Annotated in this window: 27 protein-coding genes; 14 read left to right on the top strand and 13 right to left on the bottom strand. The window is 58.8% G+C overall.

Going from position 1 to position 26,358, the window contains the following annotated elements:
• Window positions 1-9: 9 nt before the first annotated feature.
• Window positions 10-429 carry an NUDIX hydrolase gene (locus tag AC2FI8_RS10900; RefSeq protein ID WP_496767623.1) on the top strand — a complete coding sequence of 140 codons (420 nt, stop codon included), beginning with the start codon at window positions 10-12 and terminating at the stop codon, window positions 427-429.
• Here AC2FI8_RS10900 and AC2FI8_RS10905 read toward each other — a convergent pair.
• The 6 genes from AC2FI8_RS10905 to AC2FI8_RS10930 form a co-directional block, all read right to left on the bottom strand.
• The gene (locus AC2FI8_RS10905; protein WP_496778980.1) at window positions 426-3,824 is read right to left on the bottom strand and encodes an efflux RND transporter permease subunit; all 3,399 of its coding nucleotides are present in this window, start codon (window positions 3,822-3,824) and stop codon (window positions 426-428) included. The two genes, AC2FI8_RS10900 and AC2FI8_RS10905, sit on opposite strands and share 4 nt — an antisense overlap.
• 5 nt (window positions 3,825-3,829) lie before the next feature.
• Window positions 3,830-5,284, bottom strand: coding sequence for an efflux RND transporter periplasmic adaptor subunit (locus tag AC2FI8_RS10910; protein ID WP_496767628.1), 1,455 nt, complete (start codon window positions 5,282-5,284; stop codon window positions 3,830-3,832).
• A 106-nt stretch (window positions 5,285-5,390) separates the two neighbouring features.
• Window positions 5,391-5,933: a molybdenum cofactor biosynthesis protein B gene (gene moaB / locus AC2FI8_RS10915; RefSeq protein ID WP_496778982.1), complete on the bottom strand. Its 543-nt coding sequence runs from the start codon at window positions 5,931-5,933 to the stop codon at window positions 5,391-5,393.
• A 6-nt stretch (window positions 5,934-5,939) separates the two neighbouring features.
• Complete coding sequence (locus tag AC2FI8_RS10920) at window positions 5,940-6,560, bottom strand: LysE family translocator (RefSeq protein WP_496778984.1); 621 nt, start codon at window positions 6,558-6,560, stop codon at window positions 5,940-5,942.
• Window positions 6,557-7,156: a metallophosphoesterase family protein gene (locus AC2FI8_RS10925; RefSeq protein WP_496778986.1), complete on the bottom strand. Its 600-nt coding sequence runs from the start codon at window positions 7,154-7,156 to the stop codon at window positions 6,557-6,559. Before AC2FI8_RS10925 ends, AC2FI8_RS10920 begins: the two co-directional genes overlap by 4 nt.
• A complete protein-coding gene (locus tag AC2FI8_RS10930) occupies window positions 7,153-7,920 on the bottom strand; it encodes a uracil-DNA glycosylase (protein WP_496779064.1) in 768 nt (255 codons plus the stop codon). The genes AC2FI8_RS10925 and AC2FI8_RS10930 overlap by 4 nt, the downstream gene beginning before the upstream one ends.
• Before the next feature lie 759 nt (window positions 7,921-8,679).
• Here AC2FI8_RS10930 and AC2FI8_RS10935 point away from each other — a divergent pair.
• The 7 genes from AC2FI8_RS10935 to AC2FI8_RS10965 all read left to right on the top strand — a co-directional run bounded on the left by AC2FI8_RS10935 (window position 8,680) and on the right by AC2FI8_RS10965 (window position 13,315).
• Window positions 8,680-9,615, top strand: a complete 936-nt coding sequence (locus AC2FI8_RS10935) for an aspartate carbamoyltransferase catalytic subunit (RefSeq protein WP_170562579.1) — start codon at window positions 8,680-8,682, stop codon at window positions 9,613-9,615.
• Complete coding sequence (locus AC2FI8_RS10940) at window positions 9,612-10,130, top strand: hypothetical protein (RefSeq protein WP_496778988.1); 519 nt, start codon at window positions 9,612-9,614, stop codon at window positions 10,128-10,130. Before AC2FI8_RS10935 ends, AC2FI8_RS10940 begins: the two co-directional genes overlap by 4 nt.
• Complete coding sequence (locus tag AC2FI8_RS10945) at window positions 10,115-10,501, top strand: hypothetical protein (protein WP_496778990.1); 387 nt, start codon at window positions 10,115-10,117, stop codon at window positions 10,499-10,501. Before AC2FI8_RS10940 ends, AC2FI8_RS10945 begins: the two co-directional genes overlap by 16 nt.
• Window positions 10,498-11,778 carry a dihydroorotase gene (gene pyrC, locus AC2FI8_RS10950; protein ID WP_496778992.1) on the top strand — a complete coding sequence of 427 codons (1,281 nt, stop codon included), beginning with the start codon at window positions 10,498-10,500 and terminating at the stop codon, window positions 11,776-11,778. Before AC2FI8_RS10945 ends, pyrC begins: the two co-directional genes overlap by 4 nt.
• Window positions 11,778-12,383: a glycerol-3-phosphate 1-O-acyltransferase PlsY gene (plsY, locus tag AC2FI8_RS10955; RefSeq protein ID WP_496778994.1), complete on the top strand. Its 606-nt coding sequence runs from the start codon at window positions 11,778-11,780 to the stop codon at window positions 12,381-12,383. Before pyrC ends, plsY begins: the two co-directional genes overlap by 1 nt.
• Entirely contained in the window at window positions 12,380-12,646 is a 267-nt protein-coding gene (locus AC2FI8_RS10960; protein WP_496778996.1) for a hypothetical protein, read from the top strand. The genes plsY and AC2FI8_RS10960 overlap by 4 nt, the downstream gene beginning before the upstream one ends.
• Before the next feature lie 195 nt (window positions 12,647-12,841).
• A complete protein-coding gene (locus tag AC2FI8_RS10965; protein ID WP_058273690.1) occupies window positions 12,842-13,315 on the top strand; it encodes a YHS domain-containing (seleno)protein in 474 nt (157 codons plus the stop codon).
• Window positions 13,316-13,409: 94 nt separating this feature from the next.
• Here AC2FI8_RS10965 and AC2FI8_RS10970 read toward each other — a convergent pair whose 3' ends face one another.
• Window positions 13,410-14,393 (bottom strand): quinone oxidoreductase family protein, encoded by a 984-nt coding sequence (locus AC2FI8_RS10970; RefSeq protein ID WP_113792005.1) that lies wholly within the window; start codon window positions 14,391-14,393, stop codon window positions 13,410-13,412.
• 191 nt (window positions 14,394-14,584) lie between these two features.
• Between AC2FI8_RS10970 and AC2FI8_RS10975 the strand changes: the two genes are divergently transcribed.
• Window positions 14,585-15,442, top strand: a complete 858-nt coding sequence (locus AC2FI8_RS10975; protein ID WP_109313012.1) for a DUF2189 domain-containing protein — start codon at window positions 14,585-14,587, stop codon at window positions 15,440-15,442.
• Window positions 15,443-15,477: 35 nt separating this feature from the next.
• Here AC2FI8_RS10975 and AC2FI8_RS10980 read toward each other — a convergent pair whose 3' ends face one another.
• Both AC2FI8_RS10980 and AC2FI8_RS10985 read right to left on the bottom strand, forming a co-directional pair.
• The gene (locus AC2FI8_RS10980; protein ID WP_496778999.1) at window positions 15,478-16,464 is read right to left on the bottom strand and encodes an NAD(P)H-quinone oxidoreductase; all 987 of its coding nucleotides are present in this window, start codon (window positions 16,462-16,464) and stop codon (window positions 15,478-15,480) included.
• A gap of 55 nt (window positions 16,465-16,519) precedes the next feature.
• Window positions 16,520-17,212, bottom strand: a complete 693-nt coding sequence (locus AC2FI8_RS10985) for a COQ9 family protein (RefSeq protein ID WP_496767650.1) — start codon at window positions 17,210-17,212, stop codon at window positions 16,520-16,522.
• 111 nt (window positions 17,213-17,323) lie between these two features.
• Here AC2FI8_RS10985 and rpsU point away from each other — a divergent pair, with 111 nt between their 5' ends.
• Both rpsU and AC2FI8_RS10995 read left to right on the top strand, forming a co-directional pair.
• Complete coding sequence (rpsU, locus tag AC2FI8_RS10990) at window positions 17,324-17,530, top strand: 30S ribosomal protein S21 (RefSeq protein WP_005614280.1); 207 nt, start codon at window positions 17,324-17,326, stop codon at window positions 17,528-17,530.
• 293 nt (window positions 17,531-17,823) lie between these two features.
• Window positions 17,824-18,975, top strand: a complete 1,152-nt coding sequence (locus AC2FI8_RS10995) for a CAP domain-containing protein (protein WP_496779001.1) — start codon at window positions 17,824-17,826, stop codon at window positions 18,973-18,975.
• 60 nt (window positions 18,976-19,035) lie between these two features.
• On the opposite strand, the gene ppk2 is transcribed toward AC2FI8_RS10995, so the two are convergent.
• Window positions 19,036-19,953: a polyphosphate kinase 2 gene (gene ppk2 / locus AC2FI8_RS11000; RefSeq protein ID WP_496779003.1), complete on the bottom strand. Its 918-nt coding sequence runs from the start codon at window positions 19,951-19,953 to the stop codon at window positions 19,036-19,038.
• A 289-nt stretch (window positions 19,954-20,242) separates the two neighbouring features.
• Here ppk2 and AC2FI8_RS11005 point away from each other — a divergent pair, with 289 nt between their 5' ends.
• Entirely contained in the window at window positions 20,243-21,082 is an 840-nt protein-coding gene (locus tag AC2FI8_RS11005; protein ID WP_496779005.1) for a CPBP family intramembrane glutamic endopeptidase, read from the top strand.
• A 3-nt stretch (window positions 21,083-21,085) separates the two neighbouring features.
• Here AC2FI8_RS11005 and AC2FI8_RS11010 read toward each other — a convergent pair whose 3' ends face one another.
• Entirely contained in the window at window positions 21,086-21,544 is a 459-nt protein-coding gene (locus AC2FI8_RS11010; protein WP_496727301.1) for an Lrp/AsnC family transcriptional regulator, read from the bottom strand.
• A gap of 138 nt (window positions 21,545-21,682) precedes the next feature.
• Between AC2FI8_RS11010 and ald the strand changes: the two genes are divergently transcribed.
• Window positions 21,683-22,801: an alanine dehydrogenase gene (ald, locus tag AC2FI8_RS11015; protein ID WP_496779007.1), complete on the top strand. Its 1,119-nt coding sequence runs from the start codon at window positions 21,683-21,685 to the stop codon at window positions 22,799-22,801.
• 195 nt (window positions 22,802-22,996) lie between these two features.
• Here the strand turns inward: ald and AC2FI8_RS11020 are convergent, their stop codons facing one another.
• Window positions 22,997-23,803, bottom strand: coding sequence for a mechanosensitive ion channel family protein (locus AC2FI8_RS11020; protein ID WP_496779009.1), 807 nt, complete (start codon window positions 23,801-23,803; stop codon window positions 22,997-22,999).
• Between the two features lie 217 nt (window positions 23,804-24,020).
• Here AC2FI8_RS11020 and AC2FI8_RS11025 point away from each other — a divergent pair, with 217 nt between their 5' ends.
• Window positions 24,021-24,719 carry a glutathione S-transferase family protein gene (locus AC2FI8_RS11025; RefSeq protein WP_496738855.1) on the top strand — a complete coding sequence of 233 codons (699 nt, stop codon included), beginning with the start codon at window positions 24,021-24,023 and terminating at the stop codon, window positions 24,717-24,719.
• Here AC2FI8_RS11025 and AC2FI8_RS11030 read toward each other — a convergent pair.
• Complete coding sequence (locus AC2FI8_RS11030) at window positions 24,700-26,307, bottom strand: GMC family oxidoreductase (protein WP_496767665.1); 1,608 nt, start codon at window positions 26,305-26,307, stop codon at window positions 24,700-24,702. The two genes, AC2FI8_RS11025 and AC2FI8_RS11030, sit on opposite strands and share 20 nt — an antisense overlap.
• Between the last annotated feature and the right edge of the window lie 51 nt (window positions 26,308-26,358).

Raw genomic sequence — 26,358 nt, forward strand, 5'->3', positions numbered from 1 at the left:
GGTGATTTCATGACGCAAACCCCAAAAATCGGCGCCTTGGCGGTTGTTCTGCATCAGGACCATGTGCTGCTGGTGCAGCGCAGCAAGCAACCCGATGCTGGCCTGTGGGGCTTTCCCGGTGGCCATGTCGAATGGGGCGAAACCGTTCTTGAGGCCGCACAAAGAGAGCTGCGCGAGGAGACCTCAGTCATCGCTGAACCACAGCACTATCTGGACAATCTCGATTTACTGCGCCTCGACGACAGTGGCGAAGTCCTGACCCACTACCTGCTGGTGGGGGTTGCCTGTCAGTATCGATCCGGCAGGCCCTTGGCGGGTGACGATGCGCTGGACGCCCGCTGGTTTCCGGTGGATCAGATCCGCCGCGGTGAACTGGAGATGAGTAACCGCGTCATCGACTTACTGGAAACTGCGCTGCGGCGGGCTTAAGTCGCAGGTCTTCTTAGCCGGACATAAAGCAGGCTTGAGATGATCACGCTGACGCACAAAATCAGCGCAGCACCCGCAACGAAGGCACCCAGTCCCATGCGAAGAATGGCCATGCCGTCGTCGGGTGCATAAAGCCCGGACAAGACCCCGATAGGTGCGCCGTAAAACACGGGCCAAACCATCGTGAGCGCAAACCACAAAAGCACGGTAAGACCCGTACATGCCAAAGCCGCCTGCACCACTCGGTCCGGGGCGCGTGCCGCCCGGCGCATCGCTGTCATTGGGCGGGACAGATCGTTCAGAATCGCAAGCAACGCCGGGACCAGCAGCAGGACCAGCAACATTCCAAAGCCCAGCCCATAGACCAAAGTAATGACGGTGGGTTTCAGAAACTGCGCCTGTTGCGACCCTTCATACAGTAGCGGGGTCAGACCCAGAACTGTGGTCAGCGTCGTCAGCATCACAGGCCGCAACCGGTCTGCGGTGCCTTCAACTATCGAAGGCACAAGCCCGCGCTCTTTCTGGTAATCGTCGATGGTCGTCACCAAAACAATCGAGTCGTTGATGATGATCCCCGTCATCCCCAACAGGCCGACAACCGTGAACATGCTCAGCGGGACGTCCCACAGATAGTGTCCCCATATCGCGCCGACCAATCCAAAGGGAATAATCGCCATCACCACCAGTGGCCGCGTCCAGCTGGCAAAGACCCAGGCCAGTACAAGATAGATCCCTGTCAGACACAGGATCAGACCAGTACGGGCCTCGGACAGGAACTCATCTTCCTGTTCGCTCAAACCGGCCATGCGCCATTCGACCTGTCGTTCCGAGGCAATTTTAGGCAGGATTTCCTCGCCCATGGCACGTGCAATCTCTGCCGCGCGCGTCGGATCGTCTTCCGATATGTCACCGTTTACCGAGATTACACGCAGGCCATTTTCGCGCCGGACGGTCGAGAATCCGGACTTTCGCTCGACCGAAACGATATCGGCCAACGGCACATACACTCCATCGGGTGTACGCATCAGAGTGCGCTCCAAGAAATCGGCGGTCAGCTCTCCCTCAGGCAACTCTACCCTGATCTCGGCACTGCGCGGGCCATCCGGGAAGGTCGCCGCCTCGATCCCGTTCAGACGATCCCGTAACACACGACCCAGCGTTTCAATCCGGAACCCCAGCGCCTGACCCTGTGCCGTCAGGTCCAGAATGTACTCTTCCTTGTCATAGGCAAGGTTGTCTTCCAGCGCCGAAACCTCGGGATATTTTGACAGCTCGTTCTGCAAATCCTCGGAAGCAGATTTGAGCGTGTTCACATCCGCGCCATAGAACTGGACATCAATGGCATCACCACCGGGACCCGAGCGCCATCCCCGGAAGCTGAGCAGTTCGACCTTCGGGTGGCGAGGAACAAAATCCTGCAACTCACCCACAAACTCAAAGCTGGAATAGGGGCGCAGATCCGCATCAATCAGCTCGATAGAAATACCACCCAGCAAATCAGCATCTTTACCATCGGCAGCAGCCAGCCCCCAACCTGCGGACCCGCCGACCTCGGCCAGAACATAGTCGATCGGGTTGCGACCGTGGCGGTCTTCATAGATTTGGCCCAACTCTTCGGTCGCACGTTGCAACTCGTGCATCATGGCCACAGTCTCGGCGCGGGTGGCACCTTCGACCATTATGAAGTTGCCCGTGACCGAGCCACGCTCGGGCGCGTTAAAGAACCGCCAGTTCACGTCGCCGCGAATGAACAGGGCAATCTGACTCGCCAGGATCACCACCATCATGGCAACCACCACATAGCGTGCCCAGACGACCCAGGCGATCAATGGGCGGAACAAATGGTCCCGCACCCAGCGGAACCCGCGATTGACCACGCGGTTGGGCAGATCATACCAGTGTTCTTTGGTGGAATGCGCGATGGCATGCGCCATGTGGTTTGGCAAAATGAGGAAGCATTCGATCAGTGAGGCAATCAATACCGCGATAACAGTAAAGGGGATGTCGCGGATCAACTCGCCAAACCGGCCGCCAACCAGGGTCAGACCAAAAAAGGCGATCACGGTCGTCAGGGTCGCCGCAAAGACCGGCATCGCCATACGCCGTGCCGCCCGTTCAGCGGCCACCATCGGTGCCTCACCCAACCGGCGCGCGCGAAAATCGGCATGTTCACCCACGACGATGGCGTCATCCACAACAATGCCCAGCGTGATGATCAGGCCGAACAGGGACACCATGTTGATGGACAGCCCGCCGATATACATGAAGGCGATCGCGGCAGACATGGCAACCGGAATACCTGCTGCGACCCAAAAGGCAATCCGCGCGTTCAGGAACAGAAACAGCAAACAGACAACAAGGCCCAATCCGACGAGACCATTGTCGACCAGAATATCCAGACGATCGGTGATCGCCTGGGCGCGGGTTCGGATCAATTCGATCGTCACCCCTTCGGGAACGCTGGCTTGCATTTCCTTTACGACGTCTTCGACGGTGTGCTGAATTTCGATCGCGTCACCTAGATTCGAGCGATCTACGCGCACGGACATCGCCGGATTTTCGCCCACGAAGTAGCTGCGATTGCGATTGACCCCCTCCACACGGATCTGCGCCACATCACCCACCAGCAACTTGGATCCATCCGCAAAATTGCGCAGGGCGATGCCTTCGATTTCTTCGGGTGTGCGCTTTTCCGTACCTGTACGGATGCGGGCATTCGCCCCGGCAACATCGCCTGCGGGGTTTGCGTTGACCTCAGCCGCGACGGCCGATGCGACCTCGGACAGTGTGATGTCGTTGGCAATCAGTTGTGCGGTCGGTATCTCGACCACGATGCGTGGCGCGGCAAGCCCCCGGATTGTGGTGCGCGTCACCCCGACCGCGAACAATCTGTTGATCAACTCGTCCGTGAACTTGGCCAGTTGATCAGGATCGACAGGCCCTGTCACAACCACATCTGTAACCCGATCCCGCCAGGCGCCCCGCCGGATTGTCGGTTCTTCGGCATCGTCGGGCAGGCTGGTTACACTGTCGACGGCAGTCCGGACCTCCTCGACAGCGCGGGACATGTCCCAGTTCGGCTCGAACTCCAGCCGAATGCTGGCGCGCCCCTCGCGCGAGGTTGCTTCGGTGCTGGCGACACCCTCGACCGCCAGCAAGGCGGGTTCAAGCACCTGAATGATCCCGTTGTCCACATCTTCGGGACCGGCCCCATCCCAGTCCACACTCACGTCGACACGTTCCAAAACCACATCGGGAAAGAACTGCGCCCGCATATTCGGGATTGCCGCCGCACCCAGTACCAGCATCACCAGCAGCAGCAGGTTTGCCACCGTTCTGTGACGCGTGAAGTAACTGAGGATGCCGCCTGCCGCGCTGGGGATCTCGCGCATCATGGCGCTTAACCCCCCGCCCGGTTTTCAAGCCGCTGAACCAGCGCGGCGGGCACCTTGGCCTCGCTCAACTGACCCAGAACCCGTTCTTTGACGTCCTTTGACATGCGCGTGCTGGCCTCGACCTGAGCGACCAGCCGGGCGCGCTGTTCCTCGGACAGCTCAACCAGATCCGGTGCAGCCCCGGCGCTGTCATCTATCCGCAGGGGCCGGACACGTACGCCCGATCCCAGTAGAGGTGTCCGGCCGATCACGACCTCACGCCCCGCCAGCCCATCGCCGCGCAGCAAAACCTCATCGCCCTGGCGCCGGATCAGTTGCACCGGAAGCGCTTCGAGCCTGTCATTTTCATCCAAAACCAACACCGTTCCGACCGCATCCAAGGCCGACGATGGCAACCGCACTACGTTGTCCAACGGTTGTTCCTGCACGGTGACAGTAACAAAGTCACCCGGCTTGAACCCCGACGCCTCATCCAGTCGGGCATAGATCAAACGCCCGGTCTGGCCTTCGCCCGCCGATCCGCTGTCGCGGCTAATGCGGCCTTGTGCGGTCAGGTCGGTGCCCGTGACCTCAAGCGAGATTGTCACCGGTGCGTCGATCAGATCACCGGCTGCGTCCAGCAATCGGACGTATTGCGCGGTTGAGACGCGGAATGCCACCTCCAATGCATTGGGGTCGACAAGTTCCGCCAGCTTTTCGTTCGCGGACACCAACCGTCCTTCGACCAGTGTTACATCCGTCAATGTGCCCCCGAACCGGGCGCGGATTGTCATATCATCCAGATCGCGTTCAGCAGCCTCAAGCGCAATGCGGGCTCGTGACAACAGGGTGGTCGCCTGATCGACGCGGGATTCTGCCTGAGCCAGCGCAATCCGCCGCGCCAGCACGGCCTGCTGCGCAGCTGCTTTTGCAAGCTCTGCCTCTTCCACAGATGCTGCGGCCCCGACGCCACGTGTCTGCAAATCCTGCTGACGCTGCAGGGCGCGCCCACGCAGCTCTGCCTGTGCCTCGGCCGAATTCAATTCATCCTGCGCCAGCAGCAGCGACCGCTCCGCGTCACGCTCTTCAAACTGCGCGTCCAACAAATCAGATTTTGCCCGGTCCAACGCGGACTGGGCGTCTGCGGGATCAAGTTCAACCAGGACTTCGCCTGTTGTTACCACACCGCCATCTTCAAAATCTTCGGCCAGCCCGACAACACGCCCGCCCAGCGCGGCGCGCAGTTCTAACCTGCGACGGCTTTGAACCTCGCCAAAGGCTTCGAGATATGGGGTGACGGTTTCCAATTCCGCGGACCGAACAGAAACGGCAAAGACACGCTCGCGCGCCTGCGGCGCGGATTCTTCCCGCGTCAGAACGTCTTGCACGGCACCCGAAATCATCTGCGCAGCCACAAACAACAGGGCCACCGTCAACGACGTCAAAAAGACTCCAACAAGGCTTTGCCTCAGAAATCGCATATATAAATCACCCCGGTTGCATCAGGCTGCCATTAGCAAAAGGTAGCTGGGCAGCAAAAAATGCCAAGCCACAAAGCGGTTATGAACGGTTTAACGTGCGACCAGTCTACTTCCGTCGCAAATGTTCGTCCAATCTGGGCATTATTTCGACGAAATTGCAGGGACGGTGGCGGTAGTCGAACTGTTTTTCCAAAATGCCGTCCCAGGCGTCCTTGCAAGCGCCCGGGCTGCCGGGCAATGCAAATAGATATGTGCCGCCTGCGACCCCACCGGTCGCACGTGATTGCACGGCCGACGTACCAATCTTCTCCATTGAAACGACTGTGAACACCGTGCCGAAAGCCTCGATTTCCTTCTCATAGACATCGCGATGCGCTTCGACCGTTACGTCGCGGCCCGTCAGGCCCGTACCACCGGTCGAAATCACTACGTCTATCCCAGGATCCGCAATCCAGACACGCAACTGATCGGCGATCTCGCCGCGCTCATCGCGGATGATGCTGCGATCAGCGACCCTGTGCCCTGCCCCTTCGATACGATCAACAAGTGTCTGGCCGGATTTGTCCTCGTCCAGCGACCGCGTGTCCGAGACGGTCAGCACGGCGATACGGACCGGAATGAAGTCTTTGGTCTCATCAATGCGCGACATGTTTCCTCAGGCCCTTTCCAAGATGGCAAGCCGGATCGCGAGGGCTGCGAAAATCCCTCCTGTCACCCAGCCCATGATGCGCGAAGCGCGCGGGTTCGCGATTAGCATCCGCCCCGCACCACCGGCAAAAATTCCCACTAGCCCGTTCACCACAAATCCGCCCAACGCAATGATGGACCCGAAAATCAGGAACTGCAGCAGGATCGAACCCGCCGCCGGATTCACGAACTGCGGAATAAAAGCCAGAACAAACAGAATTACTTTGGGGTTGGTCAGGTTCACCACCAGCCCGTCCCGGAATGCCAATTGGGTGGGACCGGAGGGAGTATCCGCAGAAACCGCCCCATTCCGAAACGCCCCCCAGGCGAGATACAGCAGATAAGCAACGCCCATCCAGCGGATCACATCGAACAGCCAGGGCATCGTCGCCACGGCCGCTCCTAGACCGAGACCCGCTACCAGAACGTGAACCATCGATCCGGCGGAAATACCTGCGCTGGCGGCGATTGCAGGCCGCGCCCCGGACCGCAGCCCCTGCCCAAAGCAGAACATCATGTCCGCCCCGGGGGTCAGATTCAGGGCAATTGCCGCCGGGATAAACGCCAGCAGCGTAACTGTTTCAATCACGTGGTGACCTCGAACCAATTTACTGTGGGGCCAAGATTGGCGATCTGCGTCACGCCGATTGCGCCTCGGTAGCCCCAACTGTCATGGATATGGCCACAAAGGGCAAATTGCGGCTGCAACCGCTCAATTGCATCACGGACTGCCACCGAACCCACCGCATCACCCGTCGATGTAAGATCGCCGTGACCCTTGGGCGGAGAATGCGCGATCAGGATGTCAGCTCCTTCGCAACGATCCAGCAACTCAGCCGCTTCAGGGTCCGACAGATCGCAGGACCACTCACCGAATGGCGTCACTGGCACGCCGTAACCAAGGCCAAACAGACGCAGCCCATCCACGGTCATGCCTGTCCCGTGTAAAACATGCACGCCTTCCGGCGCAGCGTCGGTCAGTTCACCTGCACTTTCGGCATTGCCCGGAACCAGAACCAGCGGCGCATTGACGCCGCACAGCATCGCCATCGCGTCATCCAGCCCTTGCCGCATGTTGCAATAATCTCCGGCTCCGATAACCAGATCGGCCTCATCGCTGGCTGCAACAACGTCTGCGGCACGGTTGCGCGCCATATGAAGGTCCGAGAATGCGAGGATTTTCATGCCTTGCCCTCCAGCCTTGCTTTGAGTTCCAGCAAATCGGCCCATGCCTGCCGCTTCATCTGTGGCTGTCGCAGCAGATATGCTGGATGGAACATCGGGATAACCGGCAAGTCCATCGCCTGACCCCACTGACCCCGAAGCCGTGTGATCCCCCGTTTGCCCAGAACAGCCTGACAGCTGATATTGCCCATCACCACCAAAACCTCGGGTTTGGCCAAGGCCACGTGCCGTTCGAGTAACGGCTTCAACATGCCAATCTCTTCGGGCTTGGGATCCCGGTTCTGCGGCGGACGCCAAGGCAGGACGTTGGTGATATAGACGTTTTCGGTTCGGTTTAGATCAATTGCCGCCAGCATCCGGTCCAACAACTGACCGGCGCGTCCGACAAAGGGCTTGCCCTCGCGGTCTTCATCGCGCCCCGGAGCCTCTCCGATAATCATCACCCTCGCACCCGGGGTGCCGTCGGCAAAGACCAACTGCCGCGCACCGCGCTTCAACTCGCAATGATCAAACGCGTCCATAGCCGCCTGCAACTGATCGAGCGTCCCTGCAGCCTGTGCCGCAGATTTCGCAACCGCAACCGGATCAAGCTGCTTGGGTTTTTCTGGTGCGGACTGGGCCTTTGCGGGTTTCTTGGCTTTGGGCGCGGAATCCGGCAACGCATAGCGATCCACCGGTGCATCACCGATCGCATCCGTCGCACCCAGTTCGATCTGCCATTCCAGCAGGGCGCGGGCAGTATGATAGTCCAAAGCCGATTCCATAACCCTCAATCTAACCACCTTTTGAAGGAGGGAAAGCGAATAGGCCTTGATTGGTCGGTCCGTCGCACCGACCATTGGCGTATTCATGTTGTTTGTATTGCGATTCTTTCTCATCAGTTTGCTGCTGACCATGCTCAGTGGCCCGGCCTCTGCGCAGTTTCAGGACCGATACGGGCAGTGCCGTGCCGGTCAGTTCAAATGCGGCAGTACCTGCTGTTCGGGCGGCCAAAGATGCAGCTTTGACGGGAACTGCATTCCGCTGGGCGGCACCTATTGCGGTGGCGGCAGAACCTGCGGCCCATTCGAGCGCTGCGTGGCGGGCGGCACCCGGTGCGCCCCAGCCGGGCAAAATAAGTGCAGATCGCGTCTGGATTGCCCCGGCGGTAGCATCTGCAACGCGCGCGGGGAATGCGAGAAGATAACGCCCGACATTCAGGAACTGCCTTCTCTAACGTGTGACGACGGTCGCATTTGCGGATCCGGATCGTCTTGCCTGCCGGGTGGCGGATGTACACGCCCTGGCTGGTATCTTTGCGAAAAAACCGGGTCTCAGTGCCGTCAGGGATTCAAATGTTCAAAAAACCAGGGATGTGTTCCTGTTAAGGCCATCGACTGCGGATACGGCAAGTGGTGCAAGCCCGGCGAACAGTGTCTGCCCGAAGGCGGGTGCGAGAAACTGCCAGAAGGATCTGATCCTTAGGTTGCCTTGGGCTGCGTGGCTTCTTATAAGCGGCGCGATTGTCAGACAGGAGCCCGCCAATGCGTTTCGCCCATCGTCACCTTCTTGGCATCGAACACCTGTCGCAATCCGATATCACTGCCATTCTCGATCTGGCCGAGAAATATGTCGACATGAACCGCCAGTCGACCAAGCATTCCGACGTGCTGTCAGGGCTGACGCAAATCAACATGTTCTTCGAGAACTCAACCCGCACGCAGGCCAGTTTCGAAATCGCAGGCAAGCGGCTGGGTGCGGACGTGATGAATATGGCGATGCAGGCCAGCTCGATCAAAAAGGGCGAGACGCTGATCGACACAGCGATGACGCTGAATGCGATGCACCCCGATTTGTTGGTGGTGCGCCATCCGCATTCCGGCGCGGTTGACCTGCTGGCGCAGAAGGTGAATTGCGCGGTGCTGAATGCCGGCGATGGCAAGCACGAACACCCGACGCAAGCTCTGCTGGACGCGCTGACCATTCGCCGCGCCAAGGGTCGCCTGCACCGGCTGAACATTGCGATCTGCGGCGATGTCGCTCATTCCCGCGTTGCCCGGTCAAACCTGATCCTGCTGGGCAAAATGGAAAACCGCATTCGCCTGATCGGGCCGCCGACATTGGTTCCGTCGCAATTCGCAGATTTTGGGGCCGAAATTTACGACGACATGAATGAAGGTCTAAAGGACGTCGACGTCGTCATGATGCTGCGCCTCCAGAAAGAGCGGATGGACGGCGGCTTTATCCCGTCGGAGCGGGAATACTACCACCGCTATGGCCTCGACGCTGCGAAACTGGCACAGGCCAAACCCGACGCCATCGTCATGCACCCCGGTCCGATGAATCGCGGGGTCGAGATTGACGGAACACTGGCAGACGACATCAACCGGTCCGTTATTCAGGAACAGGTCGAAATGGGCGTCGCCGTTCGTATGGCCGCAATGGAACTGCTGGCCCGCAACCTTGGTGAGGCCGCATGAGTGATCTGAACGTCGCCCCACATGAACACGGCGTCCTGCGCTTATTTCAACTCGGCATGCGCCCGGAAGAGGCAAAGTTCCTGCACGAACCCGGGGCGGCAGACCAGATTCTGGGTGTCGAGGGTCTGGATCTGACCCAGATCGACGTATTTCCTGTCTCGGACCTCGAGGAACTGGGTCTTTTTGGCTATCTCAACGAAGGGTGCGGCGTCCCTAAAGATCAGCTGGACCGGGCAGCGCTGGAAAGCATTGAAGGCTGGGTCATGGTCGTGCGCAGTGCTGCGTTTCAGGGACGTGCCGCCACTTTGCGACCGGACCCCAAAGTGCACCTGATTGGCCTTTACACTGAAGAGGCGACAAACTGGACCGGTGGAGCAATTAAAGCAGAAAGCGCGAAACCGTTCTCGGCCCCGCAAACCCCGCCAAAGGAAGACAAACCCGGCCGTATTGGGTCGGCCATGCTGGCAGTGGTGGCGCTGGTGGTCATCGGAGGCATCCTGTGGCTGATCCTGTGACCTTCACCCCCGACAAAGGCGCTTATATCCGCACGAATACATGGCTGGCCGCCGGGGCCATGGCTGTCGCGATGATCGTGCTGTGGCTGGTCGGCAACCCCTACGTCTGGACCGGGGCGCCCGCGGGTCTTGCTGCGGTCGCCTTTCGCGCATGGTACCTGGCCTCAGAAGAACTGACCACCACATGGCAGATGACGAAAACCTCCCTAACCGGCCCCGGCCCGCGCAATGTGGCGCTGAACCAGATAGAGGCGGTCAACCTCATGGGCAGTTTTGTCCAGATCGTCACCAAGGGTGGCGACAAGCATCTGATCAAGTATCAGGCTGACCCCGCAGCCACCAAAGCCGCCATCGAAAGGGCAATGGGATGAACAACACTATTTTCACCAACGCCCGCCTGATCGACCCGGAAACCGGCACCGACAGCCCTGGCTGGCTACATGTAACCGATGGTAGGATTACTGCGCGCGGCGAAGGGGTTGCTCCGGCGTCTGCGGCGCAGGTCGTCGATTGTGGTGGGCAATGCCTTGCCCCCGGTATCGTCGATATCGGCGTCAAGGTCTGTGAACCGGGTGAGCGGCACAAGGAAAGCTATAAGTCCGCCGGTCTGGCCGCCGCCGCCGGTGGCGTGACCACGATCGTGACGCGCCCCGATACCAGCCCTGCCATCGACACGCCGGAAAGTCTGGAGTTCGTCACACGCCGGGCTCAGGCCGACACGCCGGTCAACGTCCTTCCAATGGCCGCGTTGACCAAAGGTCGCGAAGGGCGCGAGATGACTGAGGTCGGGTTCCTGCAGGATGCGGGTGCCGTGGCCTTCACCGATTGTGATCATTTGATCGCAAACACCAAGGTGTTTTCCCGCGCCCTGACCTATGCCCGGGCCTGCGGAGTGCTTGTCATCGCTCACCCGCAAGAGCCCATCCTCAGCAATGGTGCCGCAGCCACCAGTGGTAAATTCGCCGTGTTACGCGGCCTGCCCGCTGTTTCGCCAATGGCCGAGCGGATGGGACTGGACCGCGACATCGCCTTGCTTGAGATGACCGGGGCCACCTATCACGCTGACCAAATCACCACTGCCCGCGCCCTGCCCGCGCTTGAGCGCGCAAAACGCAACGGTCTGGACATCACCGCAGGTACGTCAATCCACCACCTGACCCTGAATGAGCTGGACGTGGCCGACTATCGCACCTTCTTCAAGGTCAAACCGCCGCTGCGCTCCGAGGATGACCGGCAAGCGGTGATCGAAGCGGTGCGGACCGGCCTGATTGATACGATCAGCTCCATGCACACGCCTCAGGATGAGGAAAGCAAACGCCTGCCGTTTGAAGAGGCGGCCTCTGGCGCGGTGGCGCTGGAAACACTGCTACCCGCGGCCTTGCGTCTGTATCATGCCGGGCAGCTGGACCTGCCGACACTGTTCCGCGCAATGGCCCTGAACCCGGCAAAACGACTAGGGCTGGACAGTGGTCGTCTGTCCGAAGGCGCGCCTGCGGATCTGGTGCTGTTTGACCCGGATGTGCCCTTTGTGCTGGACCGGTTCTCGCTGAAATCGAAATCGCAGAACACACCGTTTGACGGCCAGCGGATGCAGGGTAAGGTCACCGCAACTTTCGTTGCAGGCCAAGAAGTTTACCGGAGACCCTGATGCCCGTCATTGACAGTACAACGACCCAGCTGATCCTGTGGGCGGCACTTGGATATCTGATGGGGTCGATCCCGTTTGGCATGGTCCTGGCCAAGGTGATGGGCTTGGGCAATCTGCGCAACATCGGTTCGGGCAATATCGGCGCAACCAATGTTTTGCGGACAGGCAACAAGACCGCCGCTGCCCTGACCCTGATCTTCGACGCCGCAAAAGGCGGGGTTGCCGTTCTGGTGGCGCGCGCACTGGCGGGCGAGGATGCTGCGCAGATTGCCGCGCTGGCAGCACTTTTGGGCCATTGCTTTCCGGTTTGGCTGGGATTTAAGGGCGGCAAAGGGGTCGCCACGTTTCTGGGGATCTGGCTGGCGTTAGACTGGCGCGTCGGTGTAGCCTGTTGTTTGACTTGGTTGGTTGCTGCTGCAATCTGGCGCATCTCATCCCTTGCGGCACTTGCAGCGGCGGCAACGTCCACTATCTGGGCCCTTCTGCTGACAGGTTCGCAAACGCTGCTACTGGCTGGCGTCCTGACCCTGTTGGTCTATTGGCGCCACAGCGCGAATATTGCCCGCATCAAATCCGGCACTGAACCAAAAATCGGGCAGTCTTGAGCGCCCCGAACGCCTTCCTGACCGCCTTTTTTGCTATCCCCAAGGGATCGTCGGCCGGGCGTGCCCATGGCAGGCGGTATATCGTCAGTCGAACGGAATTTTCAGACGGCAAGTCTCAGAAACTTGTCGCACGCGCATTGGACGGCAGCGACTACATCAGCCTGAACCTTTATCTGACCAAACGCGGATCTCTTCTTCGCCCCTGCGAAATGCCCACGGAAAAAGTCACCGAATTCGTTTTGGATCTGGCGCCCGATCCCTAAGGCCTACCCTGCATTTGTGAACAGTGCCTCTTCGCCCCTGCACATTCACAATTGATTGCTTTGAACGTGATAGGCCGCCTGCCCACTTGGGTTCCGTGACGACCAATTGCGGGTCTCACGGACAAAAAAACTCTTGGGTTGTCTGGGCGCAATTTTCTGCGTCACGTGGCGGCCCCTTCACGAAAGGTGAAAACAATGAACAAGTTCAAATCTCTAATCGGCGGCGTCGCGCTGTCTGTTGCCATCGCAAGCTCGGCTCTGGCTGCTGGTGTTGAGCTGAACGCAAGCTCGACCGGTCTGGCCATGCAGGGCTATGATCCGGTTGCCTACTTCACCGCTGGCGAGCCGACCAAAGGCGATTATCGCATCACCACACTGCACAACGACGCGATGTACCGCTTTGCCAACGAAGAAAACAAAGCAGCGTTCGAAGAAAATCCCGAGGCCTACCTGCCTGCATATGGCGGCTACTGCGCATTCGGCGCTGCGATGGGCTTCAAGTTTGACGGTGACCCGACCTATTGGAAGATCGTTGACAACAAGCTGTACCTGAACCTGTCGCAAGACATCCAGCAGCGCTGGGAAGGTGACATCCCTGGTTTTGTCGAACAAGCCAGCGCCAATTGGGAAACCATCGCGGATAAAACACCGGCGGAACTGCAGCAATAATTTGCAGACATTCCCCAATAAAAGCGGCGGCAGAGAACTCTGCCGCCGCTTTTCGTTTCAAGATCAAACACCAACGAGCCGGGTTCGGCCGGTCTTACGGCTCAAGAACCGTGCTGCCTGTGGTCTGACGCGCTTCAAGCACCCGATGCGCCTCGGCCACCTGATCCAACGGGAACCGCTGGTCGATGTGGATTTTGACCTCGCCGCCTTCAACCTTGCCGAACAGTCGCCGTGCCATTGCCTGACAGACAGAAGGGTCGGCGATATGGGTAAACAGGGTCGGGCGGGTGATTTTCAATGAACCTTTCTTGCCCAGAATTCCGATGTCCATCAACGGGACTGGCCCCGACGCATTGCCGAATGAGATCATCATTCCCAGGGGTTTCAGGCAGTCCAGCGAGCCATTGAACGTGTCCGCACCGATGGAATCCATGACCACGTCCACGCCCTTGCCGCCAGTGATTTCGGCCACACGTTCGGCAAAGTTCTCGGTACGGTAATTGATGCAATGCGCAGCCCCATTGAACTGCGCGAGGCTGCATTTTTCGTCTGTTCCGGCTGTTCCGATCAGAGTGATGCCCTCGGACTTGGCCCATTGGCAGGCAATCAGACCAACGCCACCGGCGGCCGCGTGAAACAGAACCGTGTCACCCCGTTTCAAAGGCGTTGTCCGGTGAAACAGATACTCGACCGTCATCCCCTTGAGCATCATCGCCGCAGCCGCGTCAAAAGAAATCCCTTCGGACAACGGACACACCTGCGCCGCTGGCATTACGCGCGCCTCGCAATAGGCCCCGGCGGGAGCTGCGGCATAGGCCGCGCGCTGGCCCGGTTTCAGATGGGTAACACCTTCGCCAACGGCTTCAATCACACCTGCCGCTTCCATGCCCAGCGCGTGCGGTAAATCCATCGGGTACAACCCGGTGCGCTGATAGACATCAATGAAGTTCAACCCACAGGCCCGGTGGCGGATGCGAACCTCGCCGGGTCCGGGATCGCCCAAGGGCCGATCTTCGATCTTTAGAACTTCGGGGCCGCCGTGTTCGTGAATGACGACGGTTCTTGCCGTTTGCTGCATGCTGACCTCCTGTTGCCTGACGCCAAGCTAACACGCCTGCGAAACAGGGCAATTGGAAGGTTTTTGCCGCCACGCAACCACAGCGCGAAAAACTGTGCTATACTGGGGTCTGAGCGTTGCCGGCTGGTCCGGCCAAAGGCAACCACCGCCGGATTCAACCCGTTGCGCACTGGCAAAGGGAGGGGATCAAGATGGCCAAAACAATAGGAAATCCGATCAGTTGGGCCGCCCGAAACATCGGCGCGACCGGCGATCATATTACCGAAAGCGTGCACCACATCGGCAGCGCGGACACCCGGCATCTGCCGCAGGTGCAAACACTGACGATGCAGGACCTGAAGGCCTGTTTGCAGGCCGGGTACAATGATTTTCTGGAAACACGGGCGGATGCCATTTTCATCATACTGGTTTACCCGATTGCAGGTCTGCTGATGTTCGGGTTTGGCCTTAATCGCAACATGGTGCCCCTTCTGGCACCGCTGATCATGGGTTTCGCACTAGTCGGTCCGATAGCAGCCGTGGGCCTTTACGAAATCAGCCGCAAACGCGAGCAAGGCGGCGAGGTGCATTGGCTGGACGCCTTGGGCGTCTTCCGGTCCCCGTCCTTCGGAGCAATTCTGGCCTTGGGGTTCTATCTGGTCATGCTGCTGCTGATTTGGCTGATGGTCGCGCAGAGCATCTATGTGCATACGCTTGGGCCTGATCTGCCCACCTCACTCGGGGCTTTCGTGACTCAGGTGTTCACCACGGGCGCAGGCTGGTCCATGATCATTTTCGGCAATGCGATCGGGTTTCTATTCGCGCTCGTTGCATTGGCCATGAGCGTCGTCAGCTTTCCATTGCTGTTGGACCGTCCTGTCGGACTGCCGGTGGCGGTCGTGACGTCGGTCCGGGTGTTGCGGCATAACCCCGGTGTCATTTTGGCATGGGGTTTCATCGTAGCGGCCCTGTTGATCATCGGAGCCATCCCGATGCTGCTGGGGCTGATCGTTGTCATGCCAGTCCTGGGCCACGCAACCTGGCATCTTTACCGCCGCGCAGTGGTCTGATCGGAAAAAGCGCGGGATCTACCCGCGCCAGGGTTTTAACCAGCAACCTTGAGGACAATCTTGCCGATGTGGCCCGAGCTTTCCATCCGCGCATGGGCGGCTGCCGCCTCCGCCAAATCGAACTCACTGTCCATGACGGGGGCTACCTTCCCAGCTTCCAGAAATGGCCAGACAGCCTCGCGCAAATCCTGCGCAATCTTCGCCTTTGCCAGATCACTTTGAGGGCGCAAAGTACTGCCAGTCAGGGTCAGGCGTTTGACCATCATCATCGCAAAGTTCAACTCGATCTTCGGACCTTGCAGGAAAGCGATCTGAACCAGACGCCCATCCTCGGCCAGAGCTTTGACGTTGCGCGGGATATAGTCGCCGCCAACCATGTCGAGGATCAGGTTCGCCCCACCCTCAGCCCGCATGACGCCCACGAAGTCCTCATCTCGGTAATTGATCGCCTTCTCGGCCCCGAGCTTCACACAGGCCTCGCATTTCTCAGCAGACCCGGCCGTTGCAAATACCCGCGCGCCGAACGCATTCGCCAGCTGGATCGCTGTTGTGCCAATGCCGCTGGATCCGCCATGCACCAGAAAACGCTCACCTGCCTTCAGACCGCCGCGCGTGAAAACGTTGGACCACACAGTAAAGAAGGTTTCGGGCAGGCACGCGGCCTCTTTCATCCCCATTCCCGAAGGAACTGGCAGACAGTGCGCAGCGGGTGTGGCCACATATTCCGCATATCCGCCACCGGGCAGCAAAGCACAGACCTGATCGCCGATGGCCAGACCCTCGACCCCGGCACCAACGGCAACAACCTCGCCCGATGCCTCAAGCCCCGGCAAATCGCTGGCACCCTGAGGCGGATCATAGGCCCCGGCACGCTGCAGCGCATCCGGGCGGTTCACACCCGCATAGGCCACTTTCAGGATCACCTGCCCGGCTTGTGGTTTGGGAACCGGGCGTTCCGTCAGTTGCAGAACATCCGGGCCACCGGGTTTGGTGATTTCGACAGCGCGCATCATCTGGGTCATGGGCAAATCTCCTTTGCCCAATGCCTAGCAGGCAATTTCTGGAAGGCCCAGACGCTTACTTGCGCGGGTTCAGCATCCCCGGCAAATCGGCCCGCATTTTCATGGGCGGCTTCACCTGACCGGCCAGCCAGTTTGGAACCGCCAGAAACGGCTTGAACAGCGGGTTACCATTCACCTGCGCTTTGATCTTTTCGATCTGCATGACGTTGTCTATCCGCCGATCCAGAAACTCCCATGTTTTCTGGTGATCGGGGGAATCGTCGCCCAGCCAGAACAGCAGGGTCGAGGAATAGACACCCGACAATGTCGCCCGTTTGGTGTACCAGTTCACATCGTCCGATGTATCTCCCAGCGTGTCCCAGATCAGATCACAGGTTTGCCACAGCGCTTTTGCCCCATCGGCTGCATGCGTGGGCAGGGAAAACAACGTCATGCCCCGTCGTACCAGTTCCTTGTCCGGAACGGCCTCAAGCCGGAAGCGAACCGCGGCAGCGATTCGGTCTCGGAACTTCAGCTCGCTCAGGTCCGTGGATTTAAGGCGGTCTTCCATCGCCGCGTCACCGCGCGCATGGAACGCAAGCGCCAGATCAACTGCGCCGCGGGGGCAGATCGCGCGCGCCAGAGTGTCATCCATATCGCAATCCAATATAGCCGCGCGAAAGCTGGCTTCGGACCAGCCGTCAAACGGCACATGGATCAAGACTGCGTCCAAAAGCTGCTGTTTTGCATCTTCAAAAGTGGTGGTCATGGCGGTTCTCCGGTTCTCAGAGCCAGTACTAGACAAGATAGAGGCGCTTTGCTATACGGCCAACTCCTGCAATTTCCTTGCAACTCTATCTAGAAAGGTGGTGACAACCACATGCAGGTTAGTGTTCGCGACAATAACGTCGATCAGGCGCTTCGTGCCCTGAAGAAAAAGCTGCAGCGCGAAGGCGTGTTCCGTGAAATGAAGCTTAAGCAACATTTCGAGAAACCGTCCGAGAAAAAAGCGCGCGAGAAGGCTGAAGCGATCCGTCGTGCCCGTAAACTGGCACGTAAGAAAGCACAGCGCGAAGGTTTGCTCTAAAACCTCGCTCGTCCAGCTTTGGATGACACTATTTGACGACCCCCGAGGCATCGCCCGGGGGTTTGTCGTTTCTAGGGTCGGATGATTTACGCCGACTCGGACCGCCCACGCGCGACAAGCTGCCATTTCCCTCTCAGCAACATTTTGCCCGGCATTTTGCAGCGCAGCGAATCCCGTGGCGGTAGCACTGACCTGCCAAAACTCGCCTCTGAACACGCCATCCCTGTCAACGCAGCATCGAGCCTTTGTAACTGGCGCCGTCTACCACGACAAAAAACCAATCGGAGGCAAAAATGTCGACTGCAAGTAGTATCGAACAAGAAATGCTGGCGCTGATTAACCAAGAGCGCACATCCCGCGGGCTGGACCCCCTACAGCTTGAAACGCGCCTGAACGACTCGTCCGAGGATCACAGTGAATGGATGCTGGAAACGGACAGGTTCAGCCACACCGGCTCGGGTGGTTCCAGCGCCACACAGCGGATGGAAATGGCCGGTTTCGATTTCTCGGGCAACTGGCGGTCAGGTGAAAACATCGCCTGGCAATCAGAACGCGGCGCACCTGGTATCAGCGATGATGTCGCGCAGCTTCATCAGAACCTGATGAACAGCCCCGGTCACCGTGCGAACATTCTGAACCCCGACTTCAAATACATCGGGATCGGCATTGAAACCGGCGACATGCAGGGTTTCGACGCTGTGATGGTGACGCAGAACTTTGCTGCCACCCAGGGTGAGGTCATGCTGGACAACGGATCCACTACGCCGCCGGCTCCGACACCACCGGTTGAAGAAACCCCGCAGCCCGAAAAGCCCGTGGCCGAAGTACCTGATCCCGAGGTTGCCGAGCCAGAGGAACCCGTAGCCGAAGTACCTGACCCCGAAGTTACAGAGCCCGAGGAACCGGTGGCCGAAGTACCTGATCCCGAAGTCACCGAGCCCGAGGAACCGGTGGCCGAGGTACCTGACCCCGAAGTCACCGAGCCCGAGGAACCGGTGGCCGAGGTACCTGACCCCGAAGTCACCGAGCCAGAGGAACCGGTGGCCGAGGTACCTGATCCCGAAGTCACCGAGCCAGAGGAACCGGTGGCCGAGGTACCGGAGCCAGAAGTCACCGAGCCCGAGGAACCGGTGGCCGAGGTACCGGAGCCAGAAACGCCCGGAACGGAAGAACCCGAAGAATTTGCATGTTTCGATGTGCAGGAGTTCCTGGCCGAGATCCGGGCATTCGTCCAATCGATTCAGGCGCAGTTCGACCAGTTTGATTGGAACGAAACGGACTATGCCGATGCGGAACCCGAAACCGACGATTTCGATATGGTGATGACCGGCGGTGACGATCCTGCGGACGATGTTGAGACATGCTCTGACATGACCGGAGACAATTCAGGTGATGTCTTTGTGTTCAACTATTATGATTTCGACTGCATGATGGACGCCGCTTAACGGGTCCCAGGGTGCGGGGCGGGGGCGACCCTGCCTCGCACCAATTTCTACTTCAATAGTTCAATAAATCTTTGGGACATACAGATCGTCCGGCAGAACCCGGCGTTCGTATTCCGGGTTGTACTTTCGATCCGGCAGGTCGACTTTTTCCTGCGGCACATCCGAATACGGGATCTTGGTCAGCAGGTGTTCGATACAATTCAGGCGTTCGCGCTTTTTGTCATTGCCTTCGACGATGTACCAGGGCGCTTCGGGTATGTTCGTGCGGAACAACATATCCTCTTTGGCCTTGGTGTAGGATTCCCACCGAATGCGCGATTCCAGATCCATCGGCGACAGCTTCCACTGCTTCATCGGATCGTGAATGCGCATCAGGAATCGCAACTGCTGTTCCTCGTCGGTGATCGAGAACCAATATTTCAGCAGGATGATCCCCGACCGTACCAGCATCCGTTCGAATTCGGGAACGTCCTGAAAGAACTGTTCGACCTGATCTTCGCTGGCAAAACCCATGACCCGTTCGACACCGGCCCTGTTATACCAGGACCGGTCGAACAGAACGATTTCGCCAGCTGCGGGCAGGTGCGGCACGTAGCGTTGGAAATACCACTGGCTTTGTTCCCTGCGACTCGGTGCAGGCAACGCAACCACACGCGCAACACGCGGGTTCAGGCGCTGGGTAATCCGCTTGATTACCCCCCCTTTACCGGCACTGTCGCGACCTTCGAACAGGATGCACACTTTGGCGCCGGTATGTTGAACCCAATCCTGAACCCTGATCAGTTCGGCCTGCAATCGCAGCAGGTTCTGGAAATAGACCTTGCGGTCCAACATGTCGGGATGCTGTTCCTTATAGATCTTGCGAACTTCCATCGACAGCATCGGTTCGCTGAATTCAATCTCGAAATCTTCATCCAGCGTGTCTTCGAGCTCGGCTTCCAGCCAGTCTTTTGGGGCGTCATTGTGTTGGTAAGCCAAGATCTGCTCCTTATCAGTCAACGGGTTCCGACCATACCCAGAGAGTGTGACCGCCTGATGTCATCAGAAATAATTGATGAACGCCCCGCGCCGGTTCAATACCAAGTTGGTGCGGGGCCGTAAAACAGGCAGATGTACGGTCATCCCTATAATTGAACCGACCTGCGCCTGGATACAAGCGTCTGATTTGACGTAACGCCAGCAGTTAGGCACAGTCTGACCCTTGCACGGCCTTGCCATTTGGGGGTGTTCGACGGCATCAATACGCACCTGAATACATGAGAGAGCCGTGGCATACTTTGTATCTCTTCTGCCATTGATATGGCCCTGGTTCATTCTGATCGCCGGCATGGTCAGTGCGGCCTCGGGCCGGCGGCAACTTGGCCTGACGCTGCTGTTGGTGTTTGGTCTTGCCGCCCTCGCCATGGGGCTGGTCACGCCTTTGGCTGTTGGAGTTGTTGCAGCCGGATTGCTGGGTGCTGCGGCCCTGAACCATCTCACAGGCACCGGCGCGGCGGTTGGCCACGTCATGTTGATTGGCTGGTGTCTTGGATTGGGGGCGCATCTGGTGCCCGGATTTCAAAACCTGCTGGTACTGGACCGGGTCTATGCCGGACCGGACAGTTCGGCGTTTTCAATGTACCTGAATCTGGACAAGCCAATGGTGCTGTTCGCGGTTCTGTTGGCGTGGCCGGGACTGACCAATTCAGCGAGACCTGTCCGGAGAACACCGTTGCTGGTGGGCCTTGCGGCCTTAGCCGCCCTCTTCGCCGTTGGGCTGGCCGCGCAGGCCATCCGGCCAGAGGTCAGCCTGCCGCCTTGGTGGATTGTGTTCGCACTCTCGAATCTGTTTCTGACCTGCTTGACGGAAGAGGCCTTTTTCCGTGGGTATCTGCAGTCGCTTTTTGCGTCCAAACTAGGTGCAGCACTTGGTGTGACTCTGGCCAGCCTTCTGTTTGGTTTGGCGCATTTTGCCGGGGGTCCGGCCCTAGTCGCTTATGCCGCGATTCTTGGCGCGGCCTGTGGTTTGGGATTTTATGCGACCGGTCGGTTGTGGGTGCCCGTCATAATGCATTTCGGCTTCAATGCCATGCATCTGATCCTGTTCACCTACCCGGCCCCAGCCTGACGGTCACACCGGCAAGGCCGTCGTCTTGAACACAGTACGCAAAGCAAATGAGCTTTGCATTTGCGCCACGCCGGGCAAGCGCGAAAGGTACTGACGATGAATTCGGGCGAAATCCTCGGTGTTCTCGGCGACAACCTTCAGAATATAGTCCGCCGTCCCCGCCATGAGATGACACTCCAGAACGTCGGGAATACGCGCCACTGCTTTTTCGAACGCATCCAAAAGCTCTTCGGCCTGGCCCTGCAAGGTGATCTCGACAAACACGGTGGTCGGGACGTTCATCTTGCGTGCATCCAGCAACGCCACATAGTTTCGAATGTACCCGTCGGCTTCAAGCCGTTGGACCCGCCGGTGACACGCCGACGGCGACAGATTCACCTGGTCTGACAGCTCGGCATTCGACATCCTACCGTTTCTCTGCAGGGCGGCCAGAATCTTTCTATCGGTCGTATCGAGGCTCATACGCGCAAATCCTTTGCAAGATATTCCAATAGTACCGAAGATTCTCGCAAAGAAAACCAAAATGACGGGCAGAGTTTCACAGAAATTGCATCCCAAATTGCACATAATTTGGGCAGTTTATGAATGGAGGAGCGAGAAATGAAAATCGGTTGCCCCAAGGAAATCAAACCCCAGGAATTCCGTGTTGGCATGACCCCCAACGCTGCGCAAGAAGCTGTTGCGCGCGGCCACGAGGTCATCATTGAAACCAATGCCGGCATGGGTTCCGGCTTTGACAACGACTCTTATGTCGCTGCAGGCGCTCGCATTGTCGACACCGCCGAAGAAGTTTTTGCGACCGCGGACATGATCGTAAAGGTCAAGGAACCTCAGGCGGTTGAGCGCAAGATGCTGCGTGAAGGCCAGCTGCTGTTCACCTACCTGCACCTGGCACCTGATCCCGACCAGACCCACGACCTGCTAGCGTCGGGCTGCACCGCGATTGCCTATGAAACCGTAACTGACCGCAACGGCGGCCTGCCGCTGCTGGCGCCGATGTCCGAAGTTGCCGGTCGTCTGGCACCTCAGGTCGGTTCGTGGACCCTGCAAAAGGCCAATGGCGGCCGCGGTGTTCTGATGGGCGGCGTTCCCGGTGTTGGCCCAGCCAAAGTCATCGTGATCGGCGGCGGCGTTGTTGGCACGCACGCAGCCAAGATCGCGGCCGGCATGGGCGCTGATGTCACCGTTCTGGACCGGTCTCTGCCACGCCTGCGTTACCTCGACGACGTCTTCGGCAGCACGTTCAAAAGCCAGTACTCGACAGCCGGCGCAACGGCCGAGCTGATCCAGGATGCCGACATGGTTATCGGCGCGGTCCTGATCCCGGGCGCTGCGGCACCCAAACTGATCTCGCGCGCGCAGTTGTCCACCATGAAACCCGGCGCGGTTCTGGTTGACGTTGCCATCGACCAGGGCGGCTGCTTTGAAACCTCCAAGGCGACCACCCATGCGGATCCGATCTATGAAGTGGACGGCGTCATGCACTACTGCGTGGCCAACATGCCGGGCGCAGTTGCGCGCACCTCGACCATCGCACTGGGCAACGCGACAATGCCGTTCCTGCTGGCGCTGGCGGGTAAAGGCTGGAAGAAAGCATGTCAGGACGATCCGCATTTGCTGGCAGGTCTGAACGTCCATGCCGGTCAGCTGACTTACGAAGCTGTTGGCACGGCGCTGGGTCTGGATGTTGTCTCGCCTGAGGCAATCGTCAACGCCTGAAGCACTCTCGCCCCTGAAAGGAGCCGCTAAAGCGGCTGCTTTGCAGCGTTGGGCATGGCGGCGCGCCTTTGGCGCGCCGCTTTTCTTTTGATCGAACGACTTTTGCACCAACAAAAAAACGCCGCGCTAAAAAGCGCGGCGCCGGGCCCAACCGGAGGAGGGCATTTCCAATGCCCGCGCGACGGGCGGGAGCATTTACCCTTCTTTGTGAATTTCCACCGAATGCGGGTAGGGAATCGAAACACCTTTGGCGTCAAACGCTTCCTTCACGGCTTTGGTAGTCTCGAACTTCACATCCCAATAATCCGCGGCCGCGCACCACAGCCGCGCCGTCAGATCGACCGAGCTGTCGCCCAGATTTGTCACGCGCACCCAAGGTTCCGGATCACTGTGGATACGGTCATCGGCCTTTGCCACATCCAGAATGATCTTCATCGCCTCATCAGCGCTATCGCCATAGTCGATGCCGAACACCAGATCGACACGCCGCGTGTCATGCGCCGAGTAGTTCGTGATGATTGATCCCCAGGATTGCCCGTTCGGAACGATGATCTGCACGTTATCCGGCGTCACCAGCTCGGTCGTGAACAGGTTCAGATCCTTAACAGTGCCTGCGGTGCCGCCGATATCGACATACTGACCCAGCTTGTAAGGGCGGAAGACAACCAGCATAACGCCTGCAGCGAGATCGCTCAGCGTTCCCTGAAGGGCCAAACCAATGGCCAACGATGCGGCACCCAAAATGGCGACGATGCTTGTCGCCTGAATGCCAAAGATGCCCAGCACTGAAACCAGTACCATGGCCAGTATGACCCATTTCACCAGACTGGCGACGAAATTCCCAAGCGTCTGATCAATATGCGGTGTCGCATTGATCCGGCGCCGGACTACACCGGCAATGGCGCCAGCAATGATCCATCCAAGGATCAGTACGAACAGCGCCTTGACCGCGCTTATGATCAGCGGGGCATAGGCACCCACCTGTGTTACGACCTCATCCACGCGCATCTCCTTTCGATTCACGGCAAACCCGCGTCTCTCAGCGCGGGATTGGCGGAATAGTGGTCCATAAGCGCGCTTCGGTCTAGGTGTGAGATACGCAGGTTTTCCCCGTTGTTCTCACGTACACAGTCCCTGACCTTGTATGCACAGCCCGGATACTGGCAAGACCGGGCCGTTGTACCTACCTATTGCAGGCAACCCATGACAGGAGCACCCCATGCTGGACACCGCCTCTCACCCGATCACGGCCCGCTGGCCTGCGCAGTTTCCCGACAGGATTCAGCTCTATTCTTTCCCCACGCCGAACGGCGTAAAAGCGTCAATCATGCTGGAAGAAACCGGCCTGCCCTATGAAGCCCATCGGATTACCTTGTCAGACTCGGATGTCAAAAGCCCCGAATTCCTGTCATTGAACCCCAACAACAAAATCCCGGCGATCATCGACCCGAATGGTCCGGACGGAGAACCCATTGGTCTGTTCGAAAGCGGAGCGATCCTGATTTATCTCGCCGAGAAAAGCGGCAAGTTTCTGGGTCAGACCAAAGCCGACAAATATCGCGTGATCCAATGGGTGATGTTCCAGATGGGTGGCATTGGTCCGATGTTCGGGCAATTAGGCTATTTCCACAAATTCGCAGGCAGCGAGATCGAAGACCCCCGCCCGCGCGAACGATACGTGAACGAGGCCAAGCGACTGCTAAATGTCCTGAACCAACAGCTTGAAGGTCAGGATTGGATTGCCGGAGACTATTCGATTGCCGATATCGCAATCGCGCCATGGTTGCGCGGGCTCGAATTCTACAACGCCCACGACCTTGTCGGCTGGGAAGACCACGCCAATCTGGTGGCCTATCTCGACCGGTTTCTGGAACGACCCGCGGTCCAAAAAGGCTTGGTTACGCCGCCTCGGGCCTGATTGCTTCGGCGATCTTTTCGGCAATCATGATAGTGGGCGCATTGGTATTGCCGCCGACCAGCGTCGGCATAACCGATGCATCCACCACCCGCAGCCCCTCGACCCCATGAACCCGGCCTTCGGTATCGACAACGGCCATATCGTCGACCCCCATCTTGCAGGTGCCCACCGGATGATAAATCGTGTCGGCACGGCGGCGGATATCGGCCTCTAGTGCCTGATCGCTTCCATCATGGGCATAGAGCCGCTTTTTGCGCCAGGGTTCCAGCGGTTCGGATTCGAGAATTGACTCCATGATATGTGCCCCGCGCTTCAACAGATCCAGATCGCGGTCATCGCTGAGGTAAGCCGGATCAATTCGCGGCGGCTCTCCGGCTCGGTCCGAGGTTAGCCCAACGCTGCCCCTGCTGAACGGGCGCAACACACAGACATGGCACGAATACCCGTGCGGCAAGTGAATCTTGCGCATGTGGTCATCAACAATTCCGACAACAAAGTGCAGCTGAAGATCCGGTTTGGAAACGGTTGGATCGGATTTGAAGAACGCGCCGCCTTCGGCAAAGGGGGTCGCAAACAGCCCCTCTCCGGTACGGCGCCAGTCCAACCCGGCTTTGGCCAGGTTCCACACCCCGCCCGGGGTCAACCCGATGACATCCTTACGTTTCGAATGATAGCTGAGGACATAGTCCAGATGGTCCTGCAGGTTCTGACCAACACCGGGCAAGTCGTGCAAAACAGGAATACCGTGCTGTTTCAACTCGGCCTCGGGCCCGATACCGGACAACATCAGCAATTGTGGCGAACCAAATGCACCCCCCGAAAGGATGACTTCCCGGCGGGCGCGAACCTCGACGGCCTTACCTTTCTGACGCAGCAACACCCCGGTCGCGCGCTTTTCGTCAATCAGGATTTTCTGGGCTTCTGCCCCTGTCATGATTGTCAGGTTCGGCCGCGATTTGACGCCCCGCAAATAGGCCGCAGCTGCCGAGCAACGTTCACCCTTATGCGCCCCGTCGTGGAACTGCGTGACCTGATACAGGCCTGCACCTTCCTGCTCCGGCCCGTTGAAATCGTTTGTCGCGCGAATTTGTTGCTGGCCGCAGGCCTCGACAAACGCATGAGAGATTGCCCGTGGCTCAGACTGATCCGACACGTGCAAGGGGCCGTCACCGCCATGGAAATCATCCGCACCGCGCACATTGCCCTCGGCCTTGCGAAAGTAAGGCAGGACATTCTTCCAATCCCAACCTTCGCACCCCAGATCCGCCCATTCATTATAGTCCGTGGGGTGTCCGCGCACATACAGCATCGCATTGATCGCCGACGATCCGCCCATTGCCTTTCCCCGTGGCTGAAACCCCTTCCGACCATTCAACCCGGCCTGTGGCACGGTTTGAAAAGCCCAGTTGTTTAGCTTGGGCCGCCCCGAAACCATGGCTGCCACCAGCGCCGGAGCCCGGATCACCAAATCTTCACCAGCGCCACCCGCTTCAAGCAGGCAAACGCTTGTGTCTGGATCTTCGCTCAGCCGCGCGGCCATAACACATCCGGCGGACCCACCGCCCACGATGACATAGTCGAATTCCATGAATGTCTCCCCGTACTGCCCAAACAGACGGTAGAAAGCACCCTGATTTCC

This window comes from Ruegeria sp. CDSB029 (assembly GCF_059611125.1).